Genomic DNA, 24902 nt, shown 5'->3' on the forward strand with positions numbered 1-24902 from the left:
ACAGAAGCAGTAATCTCTATATTCTTTCTTTTTATAAAAGATATACCATATCCTTTATTTTCGGGATAATGGATCAAATGTATATATAACATCCCATTCAGAAAGATTAGCATCTAATAAATAACGAAATTTACTTATCGCTATTATCTTTAAACAGAAATGCTGCCCTTTTATATTAGTTAATGTTACTTTTCAATTATCATGTATTCTTTAATCCCAACAGTTGAAGATTACTTCACCGATTGAACGGGGTTGCCAATAAGCTGCCTGTCTCAACTCAACTTCTTCTAAATCATGTTCCTTTTTGAAGAATGGTAAATTTAATTCTTTTTTTGTAAGGACAGTATAATATTCATTGAAGCCTTTCGTGAATGCTGGCAAATCCGTAAATTCAATAACAATATGTTCACATTTATTAGCGAAGGCAATATAGGGGTAGTACTCATTTAAAAGGATATAAAATAACTCTCCCTTTAAACGAATATGAACTTTAAAGTAATTAAGTGGATAGAGAGGAACCTCAAATTTAAGAACTTCTCCTTTATCATCTCTCAATACTTCATAACAAATTTTTTTAAATTGTTGTCCGTCTATCATTTCCTCCATATTCTCGATAAATCCTGTAATGCCTTTCGGGAGTATCAATAAAATCACCTCTTTAGCTATTTTTCCTTCCTCAATTATTGCCTAAGCTTATTCAACTAAACTGTGGCTTTAGTTGAGCAAGCACTTTACTAAATCACCCGTTAGTTTAATAAGAACAGAGATTCTTATTAAACTAACAAGCCCATTTGTGGAATATCAAGGTATAAAAAAATCTTAACTAAATGTCATCATATCTCGTTCAACCAAGGAAGAAGGTCTTTATGTTTAAATGTATTATCCGCGTCTGAAATAGTCTGAGGAAGAAGAATATCAATGGAATCCGTTAATGAGTTTAGAGCCTGTTGTACAACACCATTCTCAAAATGATCTAATGGCTCAGGTAACTCATCCTCGTCTAATATAAGTAGTCCCCATTAGGAAGAACCATAATATCAATAACCAAATCCTCAAAGGATACCAACTTATCTGTTTTATATGTATTTTTCACGATATTAAAATAGGAGCCTAAATAGTTACCTTCATTATCTCTCCATATATATAAATTATATGGACGATCTTCCCAGTAATATGCGATTGTATAACTCCCTTTAGGAATAGTTAATTTTGTTTGGTTTGCTATCATAGTAAAGGTATCTATTATTTTGTGAAAAAGCACGAAATATTGATTTTGTGCTTTTAACAGTGTACAGCTATGTTCTACAACTGTAGTGTCATAACATATTTTTCTTTCTATTATTTTATCCCGTCTTTGAATCATTGATTTACTTAAATTGTCCATCTTTATATTTTCTCCTTTCTTTCAAACGTTTTCCACCATTTAATAAGTGTAACATCTATAAAAGCATAAAATGTTTCTTTATTGTTGATCTTAGGGAATATAAGTTTCCGCCATATTAATTATATTTAAGGATATTATTTACCTAGATTTGTTACTTCATCGTTAATTATTTCCTTTATTTCGTCGTTCCCAATTGCTCCTATATGAAATGTATTGGAATCGCCCCAGTAAAGTAGCCTAAATGAAACACCGTTATTAAGTTCAATCTCTAAAAATAGGCGAGTACCTTCTAGCTTTCCTTCATCTATTAATGACTGTACATCCTCTAATTTCAAATCATCAAATGTGGCAAGGAACTTATCCTTAGAAGACTGTGAGAATGTATGCATTTTCTTGCCATCTTCGGTGCTTTGAATATAGATATTCTTCACCAACTTATCCATAGGGTAAAGTTCTCCTGCCGTTTTCGCCCTTTTATTTGTATTGGCTACATATACAACATCATTTGCAGCAACTACCAATGAAGTTGGATATCCTTTTATTTCATAAATGATTGTTTCTTCTTTTAAAAACGCCGCATCACCATTTTGCATCTCGTGATTACTACATGCACTATCAGCCATCTCATATTTCACCTTACCAATTTCTCTGCCTTTTTCAATCGTTATAGGAAGGTTTTCATTCACTGGTTCAGGAAAATGATGCTCGTATTTTATATCATCAATCATCAGCATATCCACCCATTCAATTTCTGCATCAGGACAGCCTTTAAGAGATATGGAGTTACTACAAGCAGATAGCAACATAGCAAATACTGAAATAAATATCATTTTTTTAAAAGTTTTCATCATAACACCTCCAAATTATTAGACCCTTATCTTTAATATAAGTTACAAAATTTTTAAATATTTAGAAAATTAAACCTTCTTCTACTAACCTGCAGCGGTAGTTTAATAAGAAAAGGAACGCTTTACTTCACTTGCACACTTTACGGAGGATCGTCCTTGGAACATACAGCTTTTTATTCAGACCTTATTTAAAATCCATATTTATAAAAGCTTCCAATAAGACACGCCCCCCCACAACTCTTTGATATAGTAATTTCCAAAGTCTTATTTAGAAGGAACAAATATGATCTTAACTGTCAAAAATTTATCGATCATATACGGTACAAAAAAAGCTAGCGACAACATTAGTTTTAGCATCAAACTTAGGAAGGTAGTTGGCTTATTTGGGGCAAACAGTGCAGGAAAATCTTCTATTATTGTATTACGAAGAGCTCACAATGATTGAAAGTCACCAATTCTCCATCGTAAGGAAGTCTTTCTAGAGGTGGATGTTCAGTTTAAAGAAACAAATAAAAATTCCTAGCTTAATAAGGAATAAGAATTTACTCCATATTGAAGTAAATCACCCGTTATTAATAAGGACTTAATTTTTAAACAGTGTTGAATATTATTGTTTAATTTTTTGTTCATTGATTAGACGTTCTTTATCGTCCAAATTAAATGTACCAGGGCTCCAACTTGGAAGAATTCCATACCCCCCAATAATCTCTTCTTTTACTTCTAATATTACTGCTTTCAAACGTTCCCCTTCAACATCTTCTTCTTTCAACTCATAGGAATGCTGTGTAATTTCTTCACCTAAATACTCATTCAAAAATGTTAATTCCACTCGCTTCATAATTACTAAGCATTTCATCAGGAATATCTAATATATATGCTTCAACTTCGATTGACTCTCTAATTTCCCACCCTTTGTTTGATAAATAAACTTCGTGTTGTTCATTAAGGTTTTCTTGACTACAAGTTGAAACAAATAATATCCCAACAAGTATTAAAAACATTCTCATTTTCAAAACAACACCTCATTGTTTTAATAGTGGTATTATCCTCTATCGATTCCATTGGTAGAACGTTGAACCAAATGAAAAAAGCATCCTTATAAAAAGATCTATCTTGTATCTAACTGTCTTTTATTGTGTTGTACTTTTTTTATCATTACATACAAAACAGTTACGAAAAATGGTACAAATAGAATATAACTACTGACGATTGGAAATGTTAAATATGTAGAAATACCATATTCTCCCCATTCCAATGCTACCCTTCCTATTAGACCAGCACTATTTATAAGTAATACAGAAATAAATACTTTAATCCATTTTTGATAAAGCCCGATATAAATGCTACTAACATAGAAGCACACAATTATATATATAGAAAAAAGATACAGTGAAAAACCTTCTGTCATTGGGATGACTAATGGAAAGAAAGCTGCACCAAATGCAAATAACACGACGGAATTAAACAGGAGAAAATGTGTTTTATTCTTCTGAATTTGTTCGTAGACCTCTTTAGTAATCATATTTCTACCTCCCTTTTAATAATAATTCTGTCTCTGACTGGCGCTATAACAAATACTTCAATATTTTTTCCAAAAACACCTACTTATAGTTCAATAAGAAAAAAGGCTCTACTCCTTCTTGAAGTAAAGTGCCCGTTAGTGATGTAATTACTTGTTAGGGTTTAATATAGGTGTATTTTTCTCCCAATCTCCGCCACCAATTTGTTCCCAGTATTCGCCTGTTTGTTTATCAAAAATTCTAAAATAGTCAGTAACTATCATTATATGTTCGTAACGGTTTTCGTTTTGTACTTTTTCATTTTGACTTTCAACATTTTCACTATTATTAGTCTTCAAAGCCTCAGATATGAACCAAGAACTAATAACAATACATACACCTAAAAAGATAATCGAAAATGCCTGTAAACTTTTATTCATTCAACTTTTCCCCCTTTAGACCTTCTATATTTCACCTCAAATATCTAGTCCTTTCTTAAACTAAACTGCTGCGTTCCTTTAATACGATTGAAACGATTTGAGGTTCCATTTTATAGCGAATTTCTGTTATTCTATAGTTTTCAATAGCTTCATCACGAGTTAGAAAGTGTGACATATCTTGATAAATACCAATGGAAATAATTTACCTCGATTGAAACTAATTCACCCCTACAACTTTTCTTCTATATGATCTAATTTTCCTTTTACTTTTGAAAAAACCCCAAACGATTAATAGATTTATGATGAAAATCGAGATAATTCCGAAAATCAGAATGGTCCAGATAATATCAATTATATTTAATCTTGAATGCAAATGAATATCTTCCTTCTACATGTCCTAATTTTAGAAAACACTAAAAAACTAAAATACTCAGCAGCCTGGTTCATTAAGAATATAAATAAAAAGTGTTCCAACGTTAGCAATAGTTGGGACACTTTTATTTAGTAAATTACTATTCAGTTGCCTCTTCATGAGAGCGTTTATTTCCTTTATAGATAAAATATAAGGCAATAATCATAAACAGTAAAGCTAACGAACGTTTCATATCAAGTGTAATGATCAAACTGTTAAACCAACCAAAATGGTCAATTATAACCCCAATCATTAGTTGTCCTGTGATAACAGTAATACTGGTTGCAATAACTCCTATTTTTTGAACTGCAAAGACGTTAAACAAAAGAAATAATACTCCTAAAAATACCGCACTTAATTGCCAAACAGGTGCTTTGAAGATGGCAAATATATCTCCTTGTCCAAAGAAGAGAATAAGGATAGCTAAAAACATAGAACCAGTTAAAAAGGTTAGGAAAGTTGTTTCAATTGTTCCTGCTTTCCGGCTAAATGTACCATTTATAGCTGATTGTGCACTCAATGTAATCCCACCAAGTAAAGTAAAAAGAATCATAAATATACTCATTTTTTAAACCTCCTAGTTAACTAAAATAAGCGCGATAACCATTGATATCACAGCAAATATTTTTTCCTTATTAATTTTGGCTTTCTTACTTCCGAGCCAACCATAATGCTCAATAACCATACTCATTAATAATTGACCTAGAATAACGGCAACCATCGTTATTCCAACACCAACAAACGGAACACTAATGACAATAGCTGTTAAATATACGACTCCTAATGCACCACCAAGTAGAGTCCACTTTGGCGCTTCAACTACATGTGATATTTTACCTTTACCAAAAAATATCCATAGTAAGCCAAGAATAATCGAACCCATTAAAAAATTATAAAAACTGGTTTCTAGCTTCCCTATGTTTTTACCTAGCTCAGCATAAATAGCACCTTCAAAGCTAAGGGCTACTCCTGCAAATAACGCAAATATATATGCAATATAACGCATATTTTAACTCCTCCGAACGTTTCGTTGTATTTAGATATCTAGAATTATCGATATTAAAAAGAAAAAAATAACGAAAATCAGATTAACTTAGATTTCCGTTCTAAAATATTCAGCTAACTGACGAATGCCTTCTTCGTCTCTTCTATAATAAGTCCACTGACCATAACGAACAGATTCCAGCAAACCTACTTTCTGCATTAAGTTTAAGTAGTGAGATACCGTAGATTGAGAAACTTTGGCTTTTTCTTGTATGTCCCCTACACATACTCCGCCTTTAAAGCTAACCTCCTTTGGTATGTGAGCGCCTTGTTTAGGGAAATGCTTCTCTGGTTCTTTTAACCACTGTAAAATATTAAGACGTGTTTCGTTAGATAATGCTTTAAATACATCAATATAATCCATAAGAAATAGTATATCGATTCTTCTCGATATGTCAAATCACTATGCAAAAATAAAAATAGGAAAATATAGCATGGAAATACTTATCCAAACTTATTTTCCTATATAATAACTCTTATTAACTTTAACGTACTGTTTGTATTTCTAAGTTATTATAAATCTGTTTTTTCTACATTTCTAATGGATAGCCAACCTATAATTATTCCTAACAAAGCTAGTGAAATGGAAACTGTCATGACTGAAGAGAAAGTGAAGTTATTACTTACCGAACTTGTCAATGTCACTAAAAATATGGAAGAGACTATTGTGGCTGATGAAGATTTTCGCAACATCCCAATTAGTAATGGGATAAGACTTAAGCCTGCAGCAGCGAAAGCAATGAAAAAGCTTTTCCACACGCTATTAATGAGCTCTTGTATACTAATATCTCCTGGCAAAATATCAAAAGTGACATCCATTATATAGACAAGTCCATTCAAAAATAGTGTCGAAAACAATACGGTCATAAAGGTAAACACCATTACAATTATTAGTTTTGCGGACATAATTTTCTTTCTGCTGATAGGATACGTAAACATTAAGTCGATTGATTTATTTTTGTATTCATCAATTACTAACTTTGCAAGGATCACCGATGCGAAAATGATGAAAGTTGCACTTACAACTGCAGAAATAATAGTTGAAGCCATTTCAAAATTATCAAAAGGTATTTCTTCTTCGACCTTTTTCAAAAAATAAACCATACCGATAAATATAATGAACCCCAGATTAGCTCCGAGCACACCTTTCCAATATTTCATCAATTTGAACTTCTTTATCTCCAAGTTAATAAGTTTAATCATGGGTTACGCCTCCATTGATCAGCTTTAAAAAATAGTCTTCTAACGTATTATCTTTTTTGTTAATAGATTCTACTAATACACCACTTAACACGAGATTTTTGGCTATTTCACCTGGGTGTATTTCTAAGTTGTAAATACGTATTGTGGAATCATCTAGTACTTTGAAGTTAGAAATACTCAGATTTTCATTGATTACAAATGCAGCCTTTTTAACATCATTAGTTTTTAGCTCAATATACTCGGTATTTTGAAGTCTAATCTGATCCATTGATACTTCCTCTATAAGCTTTCCATTTTTAATCACCCCTATTGTATTCGCAATCTGCTCAATCTCCCCTAGGATGTGACTGGATATTAACAATGTCATTCCATAATCCTTACTTAACATTTGAAAAAGGTTTCGAAATTCCTTAATACCTTCCGGATCTAGTCCATTTATAGGCTCATCTAAAATTAGAATTTCAGGTTTCGTTACAATAGCTCTAGCTACTCCAAGTCGCTGCTTCATACCTAACGAAAAATCCTTTACGGCCTTTCCTTCATACTCTTTCAGCTTCACTAAATCTAAAGCCGACTTAATGGCATTTTTGTTATAGTAGCCCATATATTCACAGTGTAGCTCTAAATTTTCAACGGCTGTTAACTGATCATAAAAAATAGGATACTCAATAATACTTCCCATTCGTTTTAGTATCTCATAAGATGATGATGTCAATTTTTCATCAAAAATGACTACCTCGCCACTAGTTGGTTTGATTAAATTCATAATCATTCGCATGATGGTCGTTTTACCAGCACCGTTGGGACCTAAGAAGCCATAAATTTCTCCCTTTTTTACATGCAGATTCACATTGGAAACGACTGCTTTGCCTTGAAAATCTTTTGTTAGATGATTTGTTTGAATAATATAGGTCATGTTTCCCCTCCTTCTCTTATTTTCTATTGTAAACATGGAAAATCTCTTTTTTCTTACTCGTTTCTTACAAAAATCTTAAGTTGCTATGTACGGATTCAAACAACCTATTAAAAAGACAATCGTTTTAATTGGATAGTAAAGGTTGTCTGTTGAAATGGGATACTTTTTACAGATATAGTTCCGTTCATTTGTTCCACTAATCTTTTTGTAATCGTCAATCCTATTCCACTACCCTGATAGAGTTTATTTCTAGAATCCTCCATTGTATAAAGCCTTTCAAATACACGATCTTTATCGTGCTCGCTAATCCCTTTACCTTTATCAGAGACTTCTATGTATGCACAATCATCTAAACTTGTAAGTTTAAGACCTATCATCTTACCTTCTGCTCCGTAATTAATCGAATTTGAAATTAAGTTATTAAGTATACGTTCAATCGCTTCTATATTTCCCCAGACATACGTTGACTCTTCAGGGATTTCAACAGACACTTCGAATTCTTTTGTGGTAAGTATTTCATAGTATTCTAGTATTACTTTCCGACAAACCTCATTTAAATCAATTTTGGAGTTTTCATAGTTACTGTCCTCAGATTCAATTTTAACAAGTTCAAAAAATCGAGAAATTAAATCGAGTACTTCCACTGTTTTCAAATTAATTGTTTGGAGTAAGGAATTCATTTTTACAGGACTAATTGTTTTATCATTTAATATAATTTCTATATATCCAAGAATAACTGTTAGAGGCGTTTTTAAATCATGAGAAACGTTTGAGAGCATCTTTCTCATCGATCTTTCTACCCCATGAAAATCCGCGACTGTTTTCTGATTATGTTCTAATAGGCTATTTATTTGTATTAATAGAGATTGAATCTGTTTATCACTCGTGTATAGCATCAGTTTTTCATCGGTTTTGTCAGAAGTAATTTTTTGTAGCTTCTTTTCCATGTAAATGATGTCATTCTTCTTTTTTGAGCGACTTCGCAGGAAGTATATATTAAAAAATATAGAAATTGCTAATAATATTAGTATTAAATAAGTCATGTTACCTCCCCTAATTTATAACCAATCCCCCATAATGTCTTGATATATTTGGGCTTAGAAGGTTCATCTTCAATTTTTTCTCTAAGGCGTCTTATATGTACATTGATAATATTTTCATCACCGTAATAGTCTTCTTGCCAAACTAGGCTATAAACTTGAGCTTTAGTAAAAACTTGGTTAGGTTTGCTTATAAACAGTTTTAAAATACTAAACTCTTTTAAAGTTAGCTTTAAATCGACATTATTTTTTTTTACAGAAAAGTTATTCATATCAACAGTCAAATCGCCAATTGTAATTATTTCATTGCTAGATTCATTATTTAGATCAGAAACTTTCGTATAGTGAGCTTGTCTTCTAATAATCGCATTGACCCTTGCAACTAACTCAATGATGGAAAACGGTTTTGATATATAATCATCTGCACCAAATCCAAGTCCGAGTGCTTTATCTACATCCTCGCCCTTTGCAGACATGATTAGAATGGGAACCATACTCTTCGTTCTAATGATTTTCAAACATTCCATTCCATCTATTTTAGGAAGCATCAGATCAAGTATAATTAGAACAAAGTTGTGCGAATCTGATACTTTTAATGCTTCTTCTCCATCAAAAACTGCAGTTACTTTGTAGCCTTGTTTTGTTAAAGTCTCATTAATCATATTGCTGATATAATGATCGTCCTCTACTATCAAAATATTATTATTCAAAAAATACCATCCCCATCGTATATATTTTTTACTATTTACAGAATACTAAATATCGAGCAAATTACTTCCCTTATAGAACAAGAACTACATTAATTATTACATAAAATGCTGTTGCACTTAATAGTACAAATACTAGCTGCAAACGACCGAATGCTTTTATGGTACTTTCATTTTTCATCTTCCCAACTAAATGAGCAACTTTTAAATGGAATGGAATAAAATATAAGGAAAAAAATAAACCTACTGAAATCGATATACAAACAATATGAATGAAAACAGGAATATTAAACTTAGTAAGTATATTCCCAATTACAAAAACAGGAATTCCTACCCAAAATCCCAATGTGACCACCAACAAAACTATAGATATGATTAGTAACATAAAGTTTTGCTTTATAATAAGTCTGAATGCTCTATTATAGTATGTCATTATTAATCCCTCCCACCGTATACTTTCTAAGTCCATAACTTAAGCTGAACTCTTCCTCAATAAATAAGCGTATTAGAGTTGTCTCTCTAATACGCACGATTACATTATTTAATCATTATAGATAATATTCTACAAATTATTTCATATTCCTTTAACCTCTTATAAATAACTAAAAACTGCCATTAAATTCAAAAAAATTATTCATTGTTTACCCTTATTCCAATTATAAGGTTTTTTAGACCACTCATAAATCATTAAAATCAGAAAGATAATAAAACAAATCATAATATTATCTATCCATCTAATTTTACCGTTTACAAGTAATTGCCAAAGAGTAGATACTACAAAATACATTAAAGAGTATTCAATACTTTTCTTAAACATAAAGCCACCGCCTACTAATCTTTTCTTGAGTCTCCTTCTTGAGCTGAAATATCAACAGCCCTTTTTAATTTACCCTCACTGTTCTTTCCTAGCCCTTCTATATATCTACTTAGATTATCGATAATGAAAAAGATTGTTGCGTTAACAAATGAGATAAGTACAGCAGTAACCAAAACTCCTGTAGCTGTTAATGAAAAAAGGAATGCACAAAGTAAGGCACATCCTAAATGTATTAAATAAGACAAACCAATATTTTTACTAAAGTTAAATGATTCATATGCTAACGAAGAAAGTATACCCACCACGAAAAGTATCGGTACTGTAACAATGCTCACAGACAATCCTATAACAAAATAACATTCAGAAGAATAATCGAAAAAGAGCGGCACAATGAAATAGCAAATTACCGAAGTAAAAAATGCAGCAAATAATTTTCTGTCAAGCATATTCACACCACTCACTTTCTACTCTTTTCCTTTAAGAAAGATAATCCAAAGGGTTTTCGATCTTAAAAGCTTCACTTTCTTCCAGGAACTTTGTAATGATTGAGCTATGAGAACTACCAACAATCAATAATATCCTCTCTTCTCCTGAATGTACTAAACGAGTTAAATTAGAATAAATAATTAAGTTTCGTTTGTACCACCAACTCAACCATTCCATACCAATATAATTATCGAAGTCTCCTATACGTGACATATTTAAATATACCTTATGTAATTGATTTAACCAGGTAGGTTCATTGAGTTCTCTATAATAATCCAAGACACTTTTATTAGTCGTAAATTCCGGAAAATATAACCCTTCAAATATTTCCTTGTAAAGTTCGGGTTGGTTTTCTTTTAACCACTTCTCCATTTCAACATAACTCAGATCAGCTTTACCCATCCAATCTACTGCATAGAGCTGTTCATGCGCAAATCTTGTAGCTATGCGAAAGCCCACTTGGTATATCTCGTTCATCTCTAGGTTATAATTCCTAAATCTGTACTGTTTATATTTAATATTTAAACTATCGTTCATATCGGCTACCATTTCAACTGCTATTTTAGTTGGTTTGAACTTCACTACTTGATTGATTAGTTCTTCCATTTCCTCTTGTCGTTTATGTGAATGTAGTTCTTCGTATTCACTCATATGAAAAGTTCCAAGCACTAAAACACTTGGCTTATTCTCTTTCACTAATACCACTCCTTTTTGGTTAGGATATTACTTATTAATGTATGTAAAGCAAACTAATCGCTTTTGGGTAAGTTATAAGGTACTGCCATCTCTATAATTTTTTTAATATGGTTTTCATTTTCTTCGATATTAACTTGAATACTTAGATATTTATTTAGTCGAAGGATTTCTGGAACCATACTAACCATTGTTTTCATAATTTGATCCGGATAACGTTCACAATCCCAGCTTTCTAAAAGAGCTAACTGTTTTTCATTTAATTTACTTCTTTCCCCCTCTATTTTTGACCAAACACCGTATGCACTATCTAAATGTTCCTCCATCTCCAAATACCATCCATAAACAACTAGCCATCTTACTCTATCTAAATTAGATAAAGCGTAATATATTTCTCCCCTCATTACCGATCTGTATATTTCATGTATGAAAGCAAGAAGTTTTCCTCTCCAAAAAATAACTTCATCAGATGACGGTTTATATACCTCGTATGATGATTCCTTGATGGTTTTGTTAATAATATTATTTGGATCATAGAGAACTTTATACCCTTTTAACCAGATGGAAGCTACAACTTCTGCAGGCGAATGATACCAGCTATCTACTTTTATAAAGGAGTCATAATGAGTAACTACTACCGGCGAAGAAGGATTAAAGTCTTCATAAAACAGCACTTCCCCCCATTTTTTTGCTCTATGACGTTTATCCTTTATATAATCGGCTTTCCTCTCAGGGGAAACTATTATATGTATATCAATATCGGAATAATTATCATAGTTTCCCCTAGCCAAAGAACCCGCTAGATAAATAGCCAGCACATTAGAGTCAGATGTTAAATCTTTTAAAGCATTTGCCAGGAGGCTATCACGATGTCTTGGCAATGATAAATCTCTAGCTAAATGTCTACTTATAAATTCCATCCCTAATAAACAGCTCCTATTCCCCTATAAAATATTCAATATATTTAATATTATAAAAATTCTTAAAAACAAAAAAATATTAATCAAATAAGCAGCTACTTTGGTTGAACAGGGCCAAGAAATGTATTAATAGCTCAATATGTAGACTATAAATCATTTCCCTTTAGGTTTTCACAACTCTAAATTTATTATGTATTATTCTCATATTTAGCGAAATATGGTATTAATAATGAGCATGCAAGACTAATGCAAATACCTATTAAAACATTTATATATTCATTTTCAGAGGGCGACAAAATTAGACCGAAAATTGGTATTGGAAGTACCATAAAAGATGCTAGAAATCTTGAGGAAAAAGATATCGTATGAGCAGTCCCACATTGTTCACATTGAATTGGCTTGTAAAACCACATGATAGAATTGTAAATTTTGCCCCATTTAAACGGAAAGTTGCAGTTATTACACTTTTGCATAATATAATTCCTTTCTATTATTAACCTATTTTACTCTAGAGTTCCTTAATCAACTTCTTTCCTTTGGTTATCACGGTAAAATCACGCCTTATCCATCAAAAAATCAGAATTCAATTACATATTACTTATTTCAACACACTTTCTTAAATGAGCTAATTCATTAGTCCCTTAAGAGTTAGCCATATTCAAACAATATGGGTGTTATACAGTAAAATCATCTATGATTTCAACCACTTCTATTTCTCCGTCTATTAAGAGTTCTGGTAACTCATTGTTCATATTTCCCCTCCAATATTCTCTTGCTTGTTCTATTTTTCGTGAAAAAGGAACTCCATCTTCCTTTGGTAGGAGATTTCCATCACCTTCAAAAGAATTCCCCATAACTCGAAGCTTAACTATCTGCAAAACCTTTCGATCAAAGGAAATAAATAATTCTTTCCATTTCAATACGTCTTCATATTTTTTTGTAGCATATAAACAAGACATTCTAGAAGGGTATTCTGGATATTCTTGAAGTCTTACCATTTCTACTATCACTTCTCTAATAGCTCTTATCGTCTGACCGGCATACTTAATAGCAACATTGGCATCTTCGGTATTCAAAGACATTCCTTCACTTGAATAATGTTCATGTAAGATATGAAAAAAGTCCTCTCCTTTAGAATTTAATTGCTCCTTTTCAAAAAAGAAACTATATAAGGTATTCTTTTGGTTCTTATCAAAGTTAATAATTTGTCCTATACTCATTTTTTTCCTAGTGACAATGTGATAAACATACAGTTCATTCTCTATCATAATCGCACTCCTATCTCTCATCTAAATCAATAAGTATTTTAAGTACCTATCCCTCAATCTATAAAAAAAGAGATGACTTAGAAAACTACTTTGTATTATTAATGAAATATGTATCATACGATTCTTTCAATATGTACCCTAGCTTTTCTGCTAATTTAACTGACTCAGGGTTGGCTCCATCCCAACTAGCATACTTTCCTTTATCTAGGCAATCCAATATCAAGGCGGACGCTACAATAGTCGCTAAACCTTTCTTTCGATAATCAGAATTTGTAGCTATTTCAATCTCTATACCTTCGTCATATATACTAAAAGAAGTTGCTGCCGAAACAATTTTTCCATCATGTAAAATAGCATATCCGATCCCTCTGTCTATAAAATCATCAATAGATTCAAACTGACTCACAAAGTCCTCGGAAACTTCGTGGAAAGTAGGCGCATTTACTATTTTTTTGTCCACTTTCTTTATTTCGTAGCCTTCTGGTAATGTAGACAATAGATTCTGTAAATGTGTCCTATCTAAATGCACTGGGTTCTTTTCAAATCTATACCGATCAAACTTTTCAATTTTTCCTATGTGAACAGTTTCTATACGACTTTTCCACTCTTCCGTATCGACAATTACAAGACTGAAATCAGATAGATTATTTAATAATTCTTCTGCTGCTTCTGTATTAGGGTCTCCTGCAAAGTATACAAAAATACCGACAGTTATCTGCGCAACCGTTGGATTCTCAAGGTCATCAACCCAAGCAGTTCCCATATGTCCTTGGAGATATGAAAGAACAATAGTGCTATCCATATTATTAAACATAGGTAATAACTTTTCCCTTACATGAACATCGGCTTCATAAATCATTCAATTTCCCACTTTCTCATATTATATTACTAAAATTTGTGTGACTATATTATGGTGATGTCAGTTTAAGAATAGAGATGCTTAAATTGCTCGATTGTGTATAGTGATTGAATCATATGAGATTACCAATTTTCACAGATTTTCAAATTCCACACAAAATGGATGTTTGCTACTATCAAGACAGTATTCTATTCTTTGTCTAAAATTTTCAATAGTTATCATTTTCAAAGCCTGCTCGATAGGGAAAAACCCCACTTCTAAACTCTCCGGAGAAGTAGTTAAGATGCCACCAGTTGGCTTGGCTAAAAAAAGAGTATTGCAAATGGACTTATTCACATTTTGAAAAACTCCGCAGAATTTTACAACTTCAATATCAATTCCTGACTCCTCTTTAGTTTCCCTTATTGCAGCATCTGTCAGAGACTCACCTTCCTCAACTATTCCACCGGGCATTTCCCAACCCCTTATAGGACCTTTAATAAGCAGAATTTCCTTGTGTTCGTTGAGCACAATAGTTGCTGCTGAAAGAAAATGTTTAGGTGGTGTGTAAACAGACGACGTGTTTTGTTCCAAAGTCATTGCCTCCTATTCTTTGTAAATCCTACATACCATATGAGTGTCGAACATAAGTTAAACACTACTCTTCAACATCCATTTAAGGCACTTATTTAATAAATTTAACCGAGGAAATTCACTTTTACACATCCATTAACCATTTTCGTAATTTCCCTTTCGGGTAGTATACTTGGCTATTTATAACAATATGTGGAATATCCGAATGCTCTTGGATTAATGACTTAGCATCTTCTTTCGATATACCCATAAAATAATGCACATCATTTTCTTTAATCAATTCATGTTCATCACCTTCATCTAAGGGATCAATAAAGTTTTTCGCATCTGGATTTTTAAAGTTCTTTAACCCATCTCCAATAAAATATCCCGCAACAGCAATTCCTGCGGCTAACCAAATAAAAGACCAAGTCATCGTTTCTCCTCCTAAATATATGTCTAACTTTTAGCTACCTAAATCTATTAATAATGCTTCTGTTTTTCTTACTCTTTTCCACACGTTATGTTCTAAGAACGCAGACTTGCTTTAAATATTGAACCTATATTTTTATGTAGTTTTAGTTATTTCATAAAAGTCTGTGAACACTACAATTGAAAATTTTGTTTTATTAATTGAGCAACTTTTTCCGGACTCAAATCTGTATTATCTATTCTGATATAATTTTCTCTCTTGATTTCATTTGTTTTTGAATTCAGTCTACTACTTTCCATAGTCTCTAATAAATGTTGTTCCGATTGTTTAATATTTCTTTTAGTTGGCTTATGTTCAAGCCTATGAGTAGACTTATTTCGTATTAACCTTTCCTCTACTTTAGCTTCTAATTCTACAAAATAAATATCAGCTCCCTCTGATGCTACTATTTGACACATATTTTCTATTTCATCCCAATCTTCTTTTTTATCAAAATACCATATCTTAGTAAAAATCATTCCATAACTATCACTTTTTGAAAATGACTTAAATATTTCCCGCCTAAATAGATGTGTTAATTTCCACATTTCCGTACTAAATCCAAAGAGTGGCTCCAATAAGTCAATTGTCATATGGTTATGAAATAGCTTTAAACCTGTTTCCTTAGCTAATTCTTGACCTACCGACATTTTTCCAACTGCTTGGGGTCCAAATATAAAAACAAACTTTTTCATCGTATTTTCCTCCAAAAGTATTTATCCTTTTCGAATTTTAATCTCTATCGTTATATAAAAGTCATTTTCAATGCATACAAGGAACTGCCAATACTTAATTTTTGGTTAGTTATTTTATAGTTGGCACTACACTTAATGTATTCAATAGATTTTTTATGAGTTTGCCTGTTAGTTTTCCTGGTCCTGCTTCTTTTAATATCCTTATATATTATTGAAATAAAATAATATGCTAGCTATTAAACAAAAAACTCCTGTTCCTAACCCAATAGTTCCAGTTACCGCATTATATTTATTTTTCTCTCTAAACTTGAACATCATAAGAAGTCCTATGGTTGTTGAGATAAGAAAGAGAATAAAAAAACCGATGATTAAAATGTACATTCACTTCCTCCTGTTTTAGTTAAGTTCACATTGATTTTCATGACAGGATTAGGAGGATAATCAATGCGTTAATTTACTTTACACAAGAAAAAGCAAGGACGATGGGAATACGGTGTCTCCTCATAAATTCATCTTCACTACTAAAATCTTCACGCTTGGGTGTACCTTCACGTAAATCTAGAACTGAAAAGCCCGCTTGTTTAAGTGCCATAAAATAATGTTCGATTGTTCGATGATACTTAACTACTATTTGGTCGATCCACGGCTCTTTTCTTTCTCCCTCATGGAAGTAGTCATCGACAATCCAGTTACCGCGTTTATCACCAGATTCCTTACTAGCAAAAGATGAAGTTGTAAGTGGATGCTGGATACTAAAAACAAATTTTCCGTTTTCTTTAAGTGTTTTGTGAACTTCTTGAAAAAGACTATTTATGTCTGAAACGTAATGAATGGCAAATCGAGATGTTACAAGGTCGAATGCCTCTTGTGGATAATTATAAGATTCCATTGTTTCCAAGTGTATGGTCCCGTTTTGTTTCAGTATGTTAGAGCGTGCCACTTCCACCATTTGTTTCGAACCTTCTATTCCTGTGTAGTTTTTTGCTCCTAACTGTAAAAGTTCTTTACCAAAAGATGCATCACCACACCCTAAGTCTAAGATGCTACTTTCTTGAAAGCTCCCGATTAACTCATACATAATTGGTCCTTCAATGGCATTATTTGGGCTATCGCTTCTGTTTCTTCTAGTCATGTAATTTTTTAAAAAATCTGTTTGATCGTATACGCTAGATCCTTTATACTCCATAAAACCTCACCCCTTCTTTTCCAACTTCCCAATCAAATTATTCTTTAGTTGAATTAGCTTTTGAATAAAAATTATATATACTCGTCAGATTATTCTTTATACCATTTACACCTTTCCACTCGGTCCATTCTTTTGGTGTAATAAAGCCTGAAACATATGTATCAATTGTATGATTATTTTCTAACGCACTTAGTGAGCTGTAAATTAAAAATAAAATATAACGTTCTAAGGATATCAATTGTTCTCTATTCCCTATATTTCCGTGTCCTGGAACGAAAGTTATAATATCCATTCCTTTCACCTGGTTTAGGATAGATATGTATACATCCGGATTAAAAATCGGTAAGTGTAGATTCTCGGTAACTAAATCGCCCATAAATACAATCTTCTCTTCTGGCAAATACATAAACGTATCGCTTGGGGTATGACCTCCACCTAAACAATGCAATTCGACCTTCCTCTTTGAACCTTCAACAATGAGTATTTCTTCAAAAATAACGGTAGGTAAAACTAATTTCAATCGAGGTAAGTCAACTAGTACCATTGACATTTCGTTAAACTGATTGGTCAAACTGTCTTGTATTATTTGTTCTTGACTATTTTCTATTTGGAATTTAAGATTATTCAGATATTTTTTCGTCTCGTCAATCTCATTTTCTAAATTACCGATCACATTTTTTTCCATAAACAACTTCTTGGTAAGTGAAGTAGAAATGATAGTAGTGTCTTCAAATGCTTGATTGCCAAAAACATGATCACCATGATAATGACTATTAATTAAATATTTTACCCTTTTTCCTGTAATATTTTCAGCATATCTTCTTAATTCAAATCCAGCTGATGGGGTTGAAAAAGAATCAAAAACTAACACTTCTTCTCCTAAATCAACAAAACCAGCGTTACTCCATGCCCCTTTTCCAGGTTTTGCGATAGCTGCATAAACTCCTTCGTTTAAACAATTCAATATAAAAAAATCGGTTTCTGCTACTTTAGTCAAATACTGTTTCCTCCTTAATCTATATTATTCATCTCCATTTGTTTACTGTTGGTTTACGACAAATGCAGACCACTATACTTTCACCCACCACTCCCTTCATTATTTTTCGTTTTGATAAATTCATCATACATAATCTCTTTATAATATTGCTCATAACCTACCATTCCTAGTTCTCTTGCAGCCATAAGCTCTGCTTCTCTGTCATAAGGAACTCGTACAAAATTAATCGAATTAGTTCCATGCGAACCATCCACAATAACATAAGTAGCATCAACTAAATCTAAACCCACACTTCCTACATTACAAAGGGTACCGATTTCATAACTTCTTAATAAAGTTAGATGAATATCTCCATAAAACACAATATCTGGAGTACGCTTCGAATGATGTGAGTTGGTTTCTTCACTATTTTCAAAAAGAGACAAACACTCTGCTAATGAATGATATTCGGGTGCAATTCGTTCAAAAACACTTCTTGGTGATGCATGAAAACAACGTATCATCTTGCCATTTAGCTCAAATTCAAGATGGAAAGGTAAGGAGGCCAAGTAGTTAAAATCCTCTTCTGTTAGCTGACTTTGTGACCATTTAATAATTTCATTATCTGTCTCTTCTCGGATAAACACATCCCAATTCCCATAAATGACTTCATCACAATGCTTTCTAACAAGTTCAATACATGCCGAACCACGCGGACCTTTACCGACCAAGTCTCCTAAACAAAATATTTGATTCACATCACGTTTTTCAATATCCTTTAGCACCGATTCTAACGCAGTTAAATTACCATGAATATCTGAAATAATAGCTATTTTAGACAAACTAATTTCCCCCCTCCATTACAGTCTTATACCGCTGATTAATTTCCAGGTTGATACACAATCTTTTGGATTATTTATATTAACTGCCCTGTACATTTTATATTTTTCTACATATATAAATCATTTCATTACTCTCTCTAATTAGGGGGGAGCCTTCCCAATTTCCATAGGCATGCAATATATCTAATCCGTTTTCGATAAGCAGTCGTTCCATTTCTTTTGGATATGTATACCTCAAGCTAATATTTGTTTTTCTCTCTTCTGCCACATGGTTATCATCCATAAACTTTCTTATGGTTGTATAGCGCTGAATTTGTTCTAGCGGGTCATAATTACTGATTGTATACACATTTACTATTTTATTTGACAGGGTATCGGTGTAAGTTTTCCAATACTCTTCTGTAGTTGGTTGCAGTAATTCTTCCGCATTCGGAAATCTCGTTCCAAATATAAAAATGCCTTCTTGTTCTAAAAGATTATGTATAGATTTTAGGACAAGGTTTTGTTGTGCATTTGTATGGAAATGTTGAAATGAGTTCCCCACCATATAAATTAATGGACTTTTTTGATCTAATTGAAGCATTGTACAATCTTGCTCCAACCATTCAATTTGTATATTTGCTTGATCTGCTTTTTTCTTCGCAAGTTCAAGCATTCCTGCATGTATGTCTACACCAATCATGTTATGTCCCTTTTGCGCTAAAGGAATCGTTATTCTTCCCGTCCCGCATGCCAAATCTAATACTGGTCCCCCCTGTTTGACGGCCCATTCCTCAAGCATTTTCAGTTCTCCCGTATAGGTGTCATTTTCTATATCATATGAAATAGGATCATTGTATTCTTCTAGATTATTCGACATATATATCTTCTCCCTCTTGAGATAGCCACTGTGCTATATTCACTTCAAATGTCGGATCCTTCCAAGCAGTAATAGTAGCTATTTCCCCATGTTTTCCCTTGTATTTTCGAACGAAAAGATCACCTAAAAAATAGGCCAATCTATTATATCCAAATTTTCGACCACCATTAATAGAGAACCATTCATGAAATATTTCTTCTGTAGTCAATACTTTGTAATCTTCGTTAAATGCTTGTTTAATCTTTGTAGTGTTTGCTTGAGCAAAATCATACCAGTCTTTCCCTTCATCATTATAAGAAAAATAGATAGAAGGATGCATAATATCTACTACCTGCCTTGATAAATCCGTTGCAATTCCCTCTCTGTAAAGCGAATTAAGCGGATTTGTCCATTGCACCTTGGACCAATCCATTCCCCGATTATCCGATATAATATTTTGAGCAAGATGCCCAAATTCATGAGCAACAATTACGCGTAAATGATCTGGGTTGGGGGAAAGTTTTTCTAATGCAAACGTAATATTTGGTATTATCTGTTGATAGGTGTACGCATTCGACCCAAATCCTCCAACGATCAAATTAATATCAACGGGGAATGATATATTATATTTTTTGTTATACGCTTCTGCAATTTCTTGAATAATTGTTTGAATACTTTCATGTACTTCTTTGATCGCATTGAAATGCTGTGGATACTTTTCAATTGATTGCACATGTCTTTCCTCGGTATTTTTACAATGTCTAGTGAAATACTCCTCAAAGATTTCTGGAAATGCGGCAAAGTACTCACGTAAAGATTGGGTTGTAGCTTCATAGTTTGTGAAAAAATAAGGGACAGTATCTATTATTTTCAAACTACGTATCCTCCTCATTTATTAGCTAATAGTTGACTCAAATAATTCCATAAATGATTCTAAATTTTTCAAAACAGTTTCTCCATCTGGAACTTCTTCGAATAGCTCATTTTGTGTATATATTTTCCCTCCTTTTATTACTCTATTAATCTTTTGGGTATACTTTATATTTACTAATGGGTTTTCATCTAATATGACAATGTCTGCAATTGCTCCTTCTTTAATCACCCCGAGTTCTGGACGTTTTAAAGCTTTAGCTGCATTTATAGTTGCCGCACGAAGAGCATCTATTTCGGTCATGCCAATCTCTACAAACAGTTCTAATTCACGGTGGAGCGCCATTCCGGGTATCGTGAATATTCCCGCAGGGGTATCAGTTCCAGCAACAATCTGTCCACCTAAGTCAAAGTACACTTTTGCAATCGCTTTATTCATCGTTGCTTGTCTCCCCAGACTTTCCAATGAAGCAGTATGGCTTAAAAAGTATTTCCACTGATTAACCAGTCCATCATTTTCTTCAAGCTTCGTCGTTACTTCATTTTTGGGATACCAGTAGTTCTCTAGAAGTTTCGCTTGATCCAATAACACCATTGTTGGGCAAATAATAACCTTGTTTTCGATAAGTACTTTACATACCTGTTCTATTTTTTCCAGATCGGGTTGTTCCCATTGTATAGAATTCCACACATTGGCATCGGCTTGCATTGTCCATTCTGGATATATATCTTGTAAGATTCCAGAAGCATGTTCATTCCATTGGATGCCCATTTTTGCGGCATCTATTGCAGTAACATCCTTTGAATAGACTAAATCACAGCTCACTTCTTTGTTGTATATTTTGGCTTCCTCAACAACTGCTTCCATCACCTCTTTAGGTAACCAACCATATACTTTGATGAAATCTGCTCCTGCTTCCACTTGTCTTCTTACTTCTTTTTTTGCAGCTTCAGGGCTTTCCGCATTCATACTCCAAGGACTTGTTTCACCCCATAAACCAGGTGGCCCATCAATAATACGATCAGCTGAAATAACTCGGGGGACAGGCGCTTCCATTGAGGCATGAATCATATCCTTTAACTCATGAACATTACCTCCAGTATTCCGTACAGTTGTTACACCAGAAGCAGTGAACAGCGGTGCATACCCTTCTTTTATATGTACATGCATGTCTATAAGTCCTGGTATAACCCATTTCCCTTGGAGATCTAGCACAACAACATCCGTGTTTAACTTTTCTTCCTGTGCTTTTGTATTTTCTACACTTGCAATTCGGCCATTTTTTATCATGATGTTTTTCAACGTTATATGTCCAGTTTCCACGTCTATTACATTGGCATTTCTCAAAACCATAGTCGTATTAGTCATTCTTCTATTTCTCCCCTTTTGTATTCTTACTAATTACTATACTAATAAAGAGATAGAAAAGTTTCGTTATTCAGTTAATTTATAGCCGATTAAATTTATACTCTTCACCGTTGTTATTCAATCCACAGTAGTTTTCTCATCTACTAAGTATTTATTAAAGGACATTACAAAAAAACTAATACCAGTTAAAACTAATATAATACTTATAAATATCGGAAAATAACCTATAGCTGACATAGCTGCTGAAAAATTCTCATATCCCCCTAATCTAGTGGAATAAATAGCCACTGCAATCCATGTCATCCCGAATAATATGATTCCTGAGAGTAACGTCGTTGCTCCCATTATTAAATATTTCAACATGACTCCCCCTTCCGGTTACACCATATTTATATATTCGCCTTGGCGAAGAGGTTTCCCTCTCTCATCAAAAAAGATGCCGTTTTGTATTTCCAAAACGGCATCTTTCATAAGTTATTTTAATTCTCCTACGTAGATAGATTGTGGTCGAAAAATTGTGTTGTCTTCCAGTTGTTCTATAGCATGTGCAGTCCATCCAACTATTCTTGCAACACTAAATGTTGGAGTGAACAATTCTGAAGGCATATTAATGGATCGCATGATGGCTGCTGCATAATATTCTACATTTGTGTATAATTTTCTACCCGGTTTATATTCGGCAAGTAACTCAATAATTTCTTTTTCGGCGATTGTTGCTATATCTAACCATAGATCTTTACCTTGAAGCTCGCTACATTTCTCTCGCAGTAAAATGGAACGAGGATCCTCTGTTTTATATATTCGATGTCCGAAGCCCATGATCTTTTCGCCATTTTCTATTTTATTTTTTACGATAGTACGGATTTGCGTGGGATCTTTGAATTCGTTTAGCATAGTAATAACTCCGGACGGTGCTCCTCCATGGAGAGGTCCTTTCATCGTCCCAAGTGCTGAAGTTATGGCCGCTGTTAAATCTGACTCAGTTGAAATTGTTACACGAGCCGCAAAGGTCGATGCGTTTAAACCATGCTCCATCGTAAGTTTTAAGTACGTTTCTAACGCTTCCACTTGAACCTCACTTGGTACTTCTCCAGTTAACATCCATAAATAATTTGCTGTGTGTGAAAGATCGTTGTTTGCTTCAATAATCGGTAGCCCTAGTTGGTTTCGGTAATGTCTAGCTACTATCATCGGAAGTCCGGCTGTTAATATAACCGCCTGCTCCTCTATTGGCATTGCTTTAAATGATGGATGTGCAAATGCAGATATAGCTGTTCTCATCGCATCCATTAAAGAAACTTCTTTAGGAAGCACGTCTATTACCGCTTTTATGTGGGAAGGTAGCTCTCTATAATGATTCATCTTAGAGTCTTTCGCAGCATCTATTTCTCCCGTCCATATAAAAGTTGCCAACTCTTCAAATGATTTAGTTGCTACTAATTTGTCTACTAGTATTCCTCTATATCTTAGCTCCCCTATGTCCCCATCCACTGAAGCAATTTTCGTATGAACTGCTACTACATCTTTTAGTCCCTTTTGATACATTTATAACTCCTCCTTTTCTTTAGTATATGAGAAAAACTTGATAATAAAAATTAAATATATATAATCGTATTAATTACTATTATTAATCAAAGAAGGTGTTTAGATGGAATACCAGTGGTTAAAAACATTCTGTACCGCTGCAGAAACACTGAACTTTCGAAAAGCCTCTGAGAGGTTATTGATGTCTCAACCAAGTGTGACTGTTCATATCAAGTTACTGGAGGAGCATTTAGGATCCGCTCTTTTTGATAGACAAAATAATCGAGTAACTCTCTCTGAGGCAGGAAAATATTTTCTACCTGAAGCACAAAAGTTAGTAAATAGTACGGAAAATACGATTCACAAGATGCACGCCTTTAAACAAGGTTATCGTCAGACTTGGACGATTGCGATTTCACCTCTCATGGCCGAAACCATCCTTCCCTATTTTTTACGGTCATTTATGAAGCTACAACCTAACTTAGAAATACATATTCGGGTGGAGGAATCCTATCTGATTGAAGAGCTTGTAGATGCTGGCGAAGTCAACATTGGCATTTCGGCACTCGATGCACAAAGAAAAGGAGTAGAATCCATCTCCATCTATGAAGATCCTATATTATTTGTTATGCCAGTAGATACGTATGATGAGGAAAGCGGTCCACCGATTGATATTAAGGAAGTTTTACAGAAAAACTATTTGTTTACACATCATCATCCTGTTTTCTGGGACGATCTTCTTGTGAAGTTACATAAACACATTAGTGGAGTCCGAACGATGAAAGTAACGCAGGCACATATTGCCAAACGTTTTGTACAAGATGATCTAGGTGTCTCCTTTTTACCTCACTCGATTGTTCGACGTGAGCTATTAGAAGGGAAAGTAATGCAGCCCCATTTTGATTTATTTGAATTACCTACTGTTTCCACCTTCATCATTGTTAAAAAGAAAGGAGACCTGGAAAAGTTATTCATTGACCAAATATCGAAATATTATTTTGGTGGAACATCTTGAGAAAAACACGATGGAATTCTTTACCTC

General features: G+C 33.3%; 32 protein-coding genes and 1 pseudogene. 1 reads left to right on the forward strand and 32 read right to left on the reverse strand.

Annotation, left to right across the window (positions count from 1 at the left end):
• Positions 1-210: 210 nt before the first annotated feature.
• From MKX39_RS10185 to MKX39_RS10335, 32 genes and pseudogenes are all read right to left on the reverse strand, one after another.
• Positions 211-645 carry a hypothetical protein gene (locus MKX39_RS10185; RefSeq protein ID WP_340769488.1) on the reverse strand — a complete coding sequence of 145 codons (435 nt, stop codon included), beginning with the start codon at positions 643-645 and terminating at the stop codon, positions 211-213.
• A 188-nt stretch (positions 646-833) separates the two neighbouring features.
• Positions 834-1384, reverse strand: a pseudogene (locus tag MKX39_RS10190) (DUF402 domain-containing protein).
• Positions 1385-1518: 134 nt separating this feature from the next.
• Complete coding sequence (locus MKX39_RS10195; protein ID WP_340769490.1) at positions 1519-2235, reverse strand: hypothetical protein; 717 nt, start codon at positions 2233-2235, stop codon at positions 1519-1521.
• 604 nt (positions 2236-2839) lie between these two features.
• Positions 2840-3046, reverse strand: a complete 207-nt coding sequence (locus MKX39_RS10200; protein ID WP_340769491.1) for a DUF4830 domain-containing protein — start codon at positions 3044-3046, stop codon at positions 2840-2842.
• A complete protein-coding gene (locus MKX39_RS10205) occupies positions 3039-3245 on the reverse strand; it encodes a hypothetical protein (RefSeq protein WP_340769492.1) in 207 nt (68 codons plus the stop codon). The genes MKX39_RS10200 and MKX39_RS10205 overlap by 8 nt, the downstream gene beginning before the upstream one ends.
• A 95-nt stretch (positions 3246-3340) precedes the next feature.
• A complete protein-coding gene (locus MKX39_RS10210; protein WP_340769493.1) occupies positions 3341-3754 on the reverse strand; it encodes a hypothetical protein in 414 nt (137 codons plus the stop codon).
• Between the two features lie 147 nt (positions 3755-3901).
• Positions 3902-4171 (reverse strand): hypothetical protein, encoded by a 270-nt coding sequence (locus tag MKX39_RS10215; RefSeq protein WP_340769494.1) that lies wholly within the window; start codon positions 4169-4171, stop codon positions 3902-3904.
• 512 nt (positions 4172-4683) lie between these two features.
• The gene (locus MKX39_RS10220; RefSeq protein ID WP_340769495.1) at positions 4684-5148 is read right to left on the reverse strand and encodes a DMT family transporter; all 465 of its coding nucleotides are present in this window, start codon (positions 5146-5148) and stop codon (positions 4684-4686) included.
• Between the two features lie 12 nt (positions 5149-5160).
• Positions 5161-5589 carry a DMT family transporter gene (locus tag MKX39_RS10225; RefSeq protein WP_340769496.1) on the reverse strand — a complete coding sequence of 143 codons (429 nt, stop codon included), beginning with the start codon at positions 5587-5589 and terminating at the stop codon, positions 5161-5163.
• A gap of 87 nt (positions 5590-5676) precedes the next feature.
• A complete protein-coding gene (locus tag MKX39_RS10230) occupies positions 5677-5991 on the reverse strand; it encodes an ArsR/SmtB family transcription factor (RefSeq protein ID WP_093533782.1) in 315 nt (104 codons plus the stop codon).
• Between the two features lie 149 nt (positions 5992-6140).
• Positions 6141-6830 (reverse strand): ABC transporter permease, encoded by a 690-nt coding sequence (locus MKX39_RS10235; protein WP_340769497.1) that lies wholly within the window; start codon positions 6828-6830, stop codon positions 6141-6143.
• Positions 6823-7746: an ABC transporter ATP-binding protein gene (locus MKX39_RS10240; protein ID WP_340769498.1), complete on the reverse strand. Its 924-nt coding sequence runs from the start codon at positions 7744-7746 to the stop codon at positions 6823-6825. The genes MKX39_RS10235 and MKX39_RS10240 overlap by 8 nt, the downstream gene beginning before the upstream one ends.
• 107 nt (positions 7747-7853) lie before the next feature.
• Positions 7854-8789 (reverse strand): sensor histidine kinase, encoded by a 936-nt coding sequence (locus MKX39_RS10245; RefSeq protein ID WP_340769499.1) that lies wholly within the window; start codon positions 8787-8789, stop codon positions 7854-7856.
• Complete coding sequence (locus MKX39_RS10250) at positions 8786-9496, reverse strand: response regulator transcription factor (RefSeq protein WP_340769500.1); 711 nt, start codon at positions 9494-9496, stop codon at positions 8786-8788. The genes MKX39_RS10245 and MKX39_RS10250 overlap by 4 nt, the downstream gene beginning before the upstream one ends.
• A gap of 70 nt (positions 9497-9566) precedes the next feature.
• Positions 9567-9926 carry a hypothetical protein gene (locus MKX39_RS10255; RefSeq protein WP_340769501.1) on the reverse strand — a complete coding sequence of 120 codons (360 nt, stop codon included), beginning with the start codon at positions 9924-9926 and terminating at the stop codon, positions 9567-9569.
• A gap of 398 nt (positions 9927-10324) precedes the next feature.
• Complete coding sequence (locus MKX39_RS10260) at positions 10325-10771, reverse strand: hypothetical protein (RefSeq protein WP_340769502.1); 447 nt, start codon at positions 10769-10771, stop codon at positions 10325-10327.
• Positions 10772-10787: 16 nt separating this feature from the next.
• A complete protein-coding gene (locus tag MKX39_RS10265; protein WP_340769504.1) occupies positions 10788-11492 on the reverse strand; it encodes a DUF5694 domain-containing protein in 705 nt (234 codons plus the stop codon).
• A gap of 53 nt (positions 11493-11545) precedes the next feature.
• Positions 11546-12409, reverse strand: a complete 864-nt coding sequence (locus MKX39_RS10270; protein WP_340769506.1) for a nucleotidyltransferase domain-containing protein — start codon at positions 12407-12409, stop codon at positions 11546-11548.
• A 188-nt stretch (positions 12410-12597) separates the two neighbouring features.
• Positions 12598-12882 carry a TIGR04104 family putative zinc finger protein gene (locus MKX39_RS22340; RefSeq protein WP_445678022.1) on the reverse strand — a complete coding sequence of 95 codons (285 nt, stop codon included), beginning with the start codon at positions 12880-12882 and terminating at the stop codon, positions 12598-12600.
• Positions 12883-13083: 201 nt separating this feature from the next.
• The gene (locus MKX39_RS10275) at positions 13084-13677 is read right to left on the reverse strand and encodes a DUF2441 domain-containing protein (protein WP_340762514.1); all 594 of its coding nucleotides are present in this window, start codon (positions 13675-13677) and stop codon (positions 13084-13086) included.
• A gap of 85 nt (positions 13678-13762) precedes the next feature.
• Positions 13763-14536, reverse strand: a complete 774-nt coding sequence (locus tag MKX39_RS10280; RefSeq protein WP_340769507.1) for a GNAT family N-acetyltransferase — start codon at positions 14534-14536, stop codon at positions 13763-13765.
• A gap of 132 nt (positions 14537-14668) precedes the next feature.
• Positions 14669-15109 (reverse strand): NUDIX hydrolase, encoded by a 441-nt coding sequence (locus MKX39_RS10285; RefSeq protein ID WP_340769508.1) that lies wholly within the window; start codon positions 15107-15109, stop codon positions 14669-14671.
• A 124-nt stretch (positions 15110-15233) separates the two neighbouring features.
• Entirely contained in the window at positions 15234-15524 is a 291-nt protein-coding gene (locus tag MKX39_RS10290; RefSeq protein ID WP_340769509.1) for a DNA-binding protein, read from the reverse strand.
• Positions 15525-15694: 170 nt separating this feature from the next.
• The gene (locus tag MKX39_RS10295) at positions 15695-16255 is read right to left on the reverse strand and encodes an AAA family ATPase (protein WP_340769510.1); all 561 of its coding nucleotides are present in this window, start codon (positions 16253-16255) and stop codon (positions 15695-15697) included.
• 454 nt (positions 16256-16709) lie between these two features.
• On the reverse strand, positions 16710-17441 hold the full coding sequence (locus tag MKX39_RS10300) for a class I SAM-dependent methyltransferase (RefSeq protein WP_340769511.1): 732 nt from the start codon (positions 17439-17441) through the stop codon (positions 16710-16712).
• Positions 17442-17478: 37 nt separating this feature from the next.
• Positions 17479-18438, reverse strand: coding sequence for an MBL fold metallo-hydrolase (locus MKX39_RS10305; protein WP_340769512.1), 960 nt, complete (start codon positions 18436-18438; stop codon positions 17479-17481).
• Between the two features lie 80 nt (positions 18439-18518).
• Complete coding sequence (locus tag MKX39_RS10310) at positions 18519-19259, reverse strand: metallophosphoesterase family protein (RefSeq protein WP_340769513.1); 741 nt, start codon at positions 19257-19259, stop codon at positions 18519-18521.
• A 97-nt stretch (positions 19260-19356) separates the two neighbouring features.
• Positions 19357-20118 carry a class I SAM-dependent methyltransferase gene (locus MKX39_RS10315; RefSeq protein WP_340769514.1) on the reverse strand — a complete coding sequence of 254 codons (762 nt, stop codon included), beginning with the start codon at positions 20116-20118 and terminating at the stop codon, positions 19357-19359.
• Positions 20108-20971, reverse strand: a complete 864-nt coding sequence (locus MKX39_RS10320) for a hypothetical protein (protein WP_340769515.1) — start codon at positions 20969-20971, stop codon at positions 20108-20110. The genes MKX39_RS10315 and MKX39_RS10320 overlap by 11 nt, the downstream gene beginning before the upstream one ends.
• Before the next feature lie 21 nt (positions 20972-20992).
• On the reverse strand, positions 20993-22336 hold the full coding sequence (locus MKX39_RS10325) for an amidohydrolase family protein (RefSeq protein ID WP_340769516.1): 1344 nt from the start codon (positions 22334-22336) through the stop codon (positions 20993-20995).
• A gap of 117 nt (positions 22337-22453) precedes the next feature.
• Positions 22454-22699, reverse strand: a complete 246-nt coding sequence (locus MKX39_RS10330; RefSeq protein WP_340762525.1) for a hypothetical protein — start codon at positions 22697-22699, stop codon at positions 22454-22456.
• A 111-nt stretch (positions 22700-22810) separates the two neighbouring features.
• Positions 22811-23881, reverse strand: coding sequence for a citrate/2-methylcitrate synthase (locus MKX39_RS10335; RefSeq protein ID WP_340769517.1), 1071 nt, complete (start codon positions 23879-23881; stop codon positions 22811-22813).
• Between the two features lie 103 nt (positions 23882-23984).
• On the opposite strand from MKX39_RS10335, the gene MKX39_RS10340 reads away from it, so the two are divergent.
• Positions 23985-24875 (forward strand): LysR family transcriptional regulator, encoded by an 891-nt coding sequence (locus MKX39_RS10340; RefSeq protein WP_093538461.1) that lies wholly within the window; start codon positions 23985-23987, stop codon positions 24873-24875.
• Positions 24876-24902 lie beyond the last annotated feature (27 nt).

Origin of the sequence: Psychrobacillus sp. FSL K6-1464 (assembly GCF_038003145.1) — a bacterium.
In the GTDB taxonomy this organism is placed as follows: Bacteria; Bacillota; Bacilli; order Bacillales_A; family Planococcaceae; genus Psychrobacillus; species Psychrobacillus psychrotolerans.

Bases quoted from the DNA above. Each gene is read 5' to 3' on its own strand.
- MKX39_RS10195 (WP_340769490.1), bottom strand. From the start codon at position 2,235: ATGATGAAAACTTTTAAAAAAATGATATTTATTTCAGTATTTGCTATG.
- MKX39_RS10210 (WP_340769493.1), bottom strand. From the start codon at position 3,754: ATGATTACTAAAGAGGTCTACGAACAAATTCAGAAGAATAAAACACAT.
- MKX39_RS10215 (WP_340769494.1), bottom strand. From the start codon at position 4,171: ATGAATAAAAGTTTACAGGCATTTTCGATTATCTTTTTAGGTGTATGT.
- MKX39_RS10220 (WP_340769495.1), bottom strand. From the start codon at position 5,148: ATGAGTATATTTATGATTCTTTTTACTTTACTTGGTGGGATTACATTG.
- MKX39_RS10225 (WP_340769496.1), bottom strand. From the start codon at position 5,589: ATGCGTTATATTGCATATATATTTGCGTTATTTGCAGGAGTAGCCCTT.
- MKX39_RS10230 (WP_093533782.1), bottom strand. From the start codon at position 5,991: ATGGATTATATTGATGTATTTAAAGCATTATCTAACGAAACACGTCTT.
- MKX39_RS10235 (WP_340769497.1), bottom strand. From the start codon at position 6,830: ATGATTAAACTTATTAACTTGGAGATAAAGAAGTTCAAATTGATGAAA.
- MKX39_RS10240 (WP_340769498.1), bottom strand. From the start codon at position 7,746: ATGACCTATATTATTCAAACAAATCATCTAACAAAAGATTTTCAAGGC.
- MKX39_RS10245 (WP_340769499.1), bottom strand. From the start codon at position 8,789: ATGACTTATTTAATACTAATATTATTAGCAATTTCTATATTTTTTAAT.
- MKX39_RS10255 (WP_340769501.1), bottom strand. From the start codon at position 9,926: ATGACATACTATAATAGAGCATTCAGACTTATTATAAAGCAAAACTTT.
- MKX39_RS10270 (WP_340769506.1), bottom strand. From the start codon at position 12,409: ATGGAATTTATAAGTAGACATTTAGCTAGAGATTTATCATTGCCAAGA.
- MKX39_RS22340 (WP_445678022.1), bottom strand. From the start codon at position 12,882: ATGCAAAAGTGTAATAACTGCAACTTTCCGTTTAAATGGGGCAAAATT.
- MKX39_RS10275 (WP_340762514.1), bottom strand. From the start codon at position 13,677: ATGATAGAGAATGAACTGTATGTTTATCACATTGTCACTAGGAAAAAA.
- MKX39_RS10280 (WP_340769507.1), bottom strand. From the start codon at position 14,536: ATGATTTATGAAGCCGATGTTCATGTAAGGGAAAAGTTATTACCTATG.
- MKX39_RS10290 (WP_340769509.1), bottom strand. From the start codon at position 15,524: ATGACTTGGTCTTTTATTTGGTTAGCCGCAGGAATTGCTGTTGCGGGA.
- MKX39_RS10295 (WP_340769510.1), bottom strand. From the start codon at position 16,255: ATGAAAAAGTTTGTTTTTATATTTGGACCCCAAGCAGTTGGAAAAATG.
- MKX39_RS10300 (WP_340769511.1), bottom strand. From the start codon at position 17,441: ATGGAGTATAAAGGATCTAGCGTATACGATCAAACAGATTTTTTAAAA.
- MKX39_RS10315 (WP_340769514.1), bottom strand. From the start codon at position 20,118: ATGTCGAATAATCTAGAAGAATACAATGATCCTATTTCATATGATATA.
- MKX39_RS10325 (WP_340769516.1), bottom strand. From the start codon at position 22,336: ATGACTAATACGACTATGGTTTTGAGAAATGCCAATGTAATAGACGTG.
- MKX39_RS10330 (WP_340762525.1), bottom strand. From the start codon at position 22,699: ATGTTGAAATATTTAATAATGGGAGCAACGACGTTACTCTCAGGAATC.
- MKX39_RS10335 (WP_340769517.1), bottom strand. From the start codon at position 23,881: ATGTATCAAAAGGGACTAAAAGATGTAGTAGCAGTTCATACGAAAATT.
- MKX39_RS10340 (WP_093538461.1), top strand. From the start codon at position 23,985: ATGGAATACCAGTGGTTAAAAACATTCTGTACCGCTGCAGAAACACTG.